This window comes from Endozoicomonas sp. SESOKO1, assembly GCF_024606265.1.
In the GTDB taxonomy this organism is placed as follows: Bacteria; Pseudomonadota; Gammaproteobacteria; order Pseudomonadales; family Endozoicomonadaceae; genus Endozoicomonas.
This window is the reverse complement of record NZ_JAHHPP010000364.1, coordinates 1-3,447: the sequence shown is the minus strand read 5'-3', so window position 1 is coordinate 3,447 and position 3,447 is coordinate 1. Positions and strand designations below refer to the sequence as shown.

At 51.3% G+C, this 3,447-nt stretch carries 4 protein-coding genes; 2 read left to right on the top strand and 2 right to left on the bottom strand.

The window, feature by feature from the left end; translation table 11 throughout:
• Both KDK13_RS16675 and KDK13_RS16670 read right to left on the bottom strand, forming a co-directional pair.
• Positions 1–410, bottom strand: a 410-nt coding sequence (locus KDK13_RS16675; RefSeq protein WP_257286114.1) for an efflux RND transporter permease subunit, incomplete at its 3' end; no start/stop codon positions are given.
• A complete protein-coding gene (locus tag KDK13_RS16670; protein WP_257286113.1) occupies positions 407–1,201 on the bottom strand; it encodes an efflux RND transporter periplasmic adaptor subunit in 795 nt (264 codons plus the stop codon). The genes KDK13_RS16675 and KDK13_RS16670, both read right to left, overlap by 4 nt.
• A 217-nt stretch (positions 1,202–1,418) precedes the next feature.
• On the opposite strand from KDK13_RS16670, the gene KDK13_RS16665 reads away from it, so the two are divergent.
• Positions 1,419–1,823: a winged helix-turn-helix domain-containing protein gene (locus tag KDK13_RS16665; RefSeq protein WP_257286112.1), complete on the top strand. Its 405-nt coding sequence runs from the start codon at positions 1,419–1,421 to the stop codon at positions 1,821–1,823.
• Positions 1,816–3,117, top strand: a complete 1,302-nt coding sequence (locus KDK13_RS16660; protein WP_257286111.1) for a HAMP domain-containing sensor histidine kinase — start codon at positions 1,816–1,818, stop codon at positions 3,115–3,117. Before KDK13_RS16665 ends, KDK13_RS16660 begins: the two co-directional genes overlap by 8 nt.
• Positions 3,118–3,447 lie beyond the last annotated feature (330 nt).

The following is a 3,447-nucleotide window of genomic DNA, read 5'->3' as shown; positions in this document are numbered from 1 at the left end:
CTGTAGGATTTGGTTGGGGTGAAGGTCGGGCCATCAGTAACCCCGGCTGGCAGATCGGAAACCCGGGCAAGGGCATCACGAATGTCCTGATAGATGCTGTTCGGGTCTGATACTGAACTATCCAGTTCCAGCCTGAGGGACGACAGGCCGTTCTCGGAGGTGGAGGTAAACTCCTTGATGCCCGCGATGGTGAGCAGCTCTTTTTCAATTTTGCTGGTGACATTACTCTCGATATCCAGTGCCGTGGCACCAGGATAACTGGTGGAGATGTTGCCAGACATCATGTCAAAACGTGGCTTTTCTGCCATGGGCAGACCGGAGGCGATAAAGGCACCGATGGCGATGATCAGAAAGGTAAGGGCTTTGGCGGCAAACTTGCGAAGCGATAGCAGCTGCAAAAGGCGATTCATCTGGAGACCTCATCAGCAAGCGGTTTGCTGTCCAGGTACACATGGGACTCCATACCGGCATTCAGCACTGAGTCCGTGTTGTCCAGGGTAACCTCCACCAGAAAACCGGGATCACCAGTCTGGATAGCCGGAGACAACAGGCTGACCTCGCCACTGAAATCCTTGCAAATAGACGGCACTGTTACTTTCACTGTGTCGCCTTTATTCAGGCGGTTAAAATCCGCTTCGAGCAGATGAAACCGTGCCTTCAGTTTATGGGTGTCTGCCAGGGTGTATAATGGGTCGCCCACCGCAATAAACTGGCCCAGCTCGACGGCACGGTTAATAACGGTGCCAGCAAAAGGGGCACCCGGAGACGATTTGGCCAGCGTCTCTTTGGCGATGTCATACTTAACCTGGCTGACATTACGCTGCGCCCGGCTGACGTTGGTAAGACGCAGTTGATTATCCAGATCACTGGCAGAAATGGTTTTGCTGGCAAACAGTGACTGGTAGCGCTTCAGCTGTTTGTCGTGGTTCTCCAGCTCACTGTTGGTGACATCCAGCTCGAATTTGGCCAGGTTGAGGGCCAGTTGGTAATCCCGGTTGGATATGCTCAGCAGCGCATCCCCCCGGTCCACCAGGTCACCGTTTTCAAATTGATAGCTATCCACCACGCCAGCCACTTCACTGCGGATAATTACCTGTTTTCCGGGCATTAAAGAGGCCACACTGTAATCTTCAGACGGTGGACCGCTGGCCCAGGCCAATGAGGAAAACAACAGGCTGATTAATAATATGGATTTGGACATTGTCTTTTACTCCAGTAGCCTTTGGGCTGGCGACATTAGCTGTGGACAAAAGACAGTGCTTGTGCCCCATAATGCGCCCTATCCTAAATGACGACACGTGAAAAAAATGTCTGTGACAAAATTTTCACATGGCCTGAGGTACAGTCAGTAAAGACTCGGAGTTCTTTTTATTTATGTAACCTTGCCCTGATCACTTTTGGACAGGACTTGAGAAGGTATGCCCATGCGATTACTGCTGGTGGAAGATAGCCGCGATGTTGCCGGCATCCTCTTTGATTACTTTGAAGCGCTGGTGCGTCGTGCTCAACCAGGGCGACAATCACAGAAGCTGCACTGCGGAGAGCTGGTGCTGGATATGACCACCCATGAGGCTTTTCGTGCCGGGCAGAAAATCCCTCTCAACCCCACCGGGTTTCGTATTCTCTCTGTGCTGGCCGCTAAAGCGCCGGCCACCGTCACCCGGGAGGAGATCAGTTATACCCTCTGGCAGGATAACCCGCCGGATGGTGATATCCTGCGTAATCATATTTATCAGTTACGTAATCAGGTGGACAAACCTTTCAAAAAAGCCATGATCGTTACTGTCCCGAAAGTGGGTTATCGGCTGGATAGCCATGAATAGCCGTCAGTGTCACCGCATCACACAATCATTCTGGTTCCAGATCACCACTGTCTTTATCCTGATGGCTACCGTCATTGTCTCCGTGCAGATGTCGATCTTTGCCAATGCCATCAAAAAGTCAGAAGACCGCGTATTTGAGCGACGATTGTCGTTGTATAAAGAGGTTGCCCAGCAGGGGTTCCGCTACCATGAGGATCATAATGGGGTATTGTCCCTGGATCTGTTGACCACTGCCTATATCGGCTATCAAAACCTGCCTGTGGATATTCGCCAGCAAGTCAAAGCGGACTGGCTCGGTGTGGATGAGGTCTGGATGCGTGGCAGTAATGATGAATTTATGGTGCTGGCTACCAGGGATCCGGCCGGCACCGGAAATGACACCATCTATATCGTTGAAAATATCTCACAGCTGGAAGCCAGTGACGAGGAAGGTGCGCAACAGCTTGCGATCTACTCGCTGGCAGGTATTGGCATGTTTGCCCTGGCTTGCCTGTCGATGATACTGATCGCCCGTCGTCTGACTCGGCCCCTGATGCAGCTAAGCAACCTGTTGCAGAGTGGAGGGGAAGATGACCTTTCGCTGTTGGCAACGCCAAAACACTCGCCGGCTGAAATTCAGCAACTGGTCCATAGCCTGAACCGTTACCGACAACGACTGACCTGCTTGATTGAACGGGAGCGGTCATTTACTAGCTACGCTAGCCATGAGCTGCGAACACCACTGACGGTCATTCGTGGCGTGGCGACACTCCTGGGCGTGTCCAGTGAACCGTCTTTTGTTGCACGTCAGCAGCAACGACTGGCCAGGGCCAGCAACGAAATGAATGATGTGGTGGAAACCCTGTTAAGCCTGATACGCGAAAGCAGGCAAGAACCCATGGTACCGACCCGTATCAACCGGGCATTTGTGCAACAGATTATTGATGATCATCAACCATTGCTACAGGAAAAGAACGTCAGGATCCATATCAATCTGACCAATGAGCCGGAAGTAATCGCATCGGAACCAGTGGTACGCATCCTGTTGTCCAACTTGATACGTAACGCCATGGCTCATACCTATGAAGGCTATATCAGCATAACACTGGACAGTGACTGCCTGAAAGTCACCGACAGCGGCAGCGGACTGAACCCCAAAGTATCACAGCACAGCGGATATGGCATTGGTCTGCTGATTGTCAACGACATTTGCCGTAAGTATGGATGGGGATTCTCATTGATAAGCAATAGTGACCAATGTGGCTGTACAGCACGGATAGATTTGAACGAAACCTGTAGAATTCCACATCCATGAATGCTCATTGGGAGCAAACCGAAGAGTCGCCCCTATTACGACCTCTGCTATAACTTCTGCCAGACCATGAACCAGAGCTGCCAGAATCTCCACCATTAAAGGATAGTAGTAACTCGGTCATTAATACTTTCACAATGGAACCGTAGACTTTCTTGCTCACAGGCCACCGAGGCTTGAGGGTTGCCTGAAAAGTCAATGGCCATGTACGTAGTATCTGACTCAGGGATAATCATAAGCTGTTGCTTGTGAATAGGTTGGTGGCTGTTGCTCTGGTGGCGCTGACGCATCAATTATCGGGTCTGTCTGTGTTCCCTGCTCGCAGACTGTTTG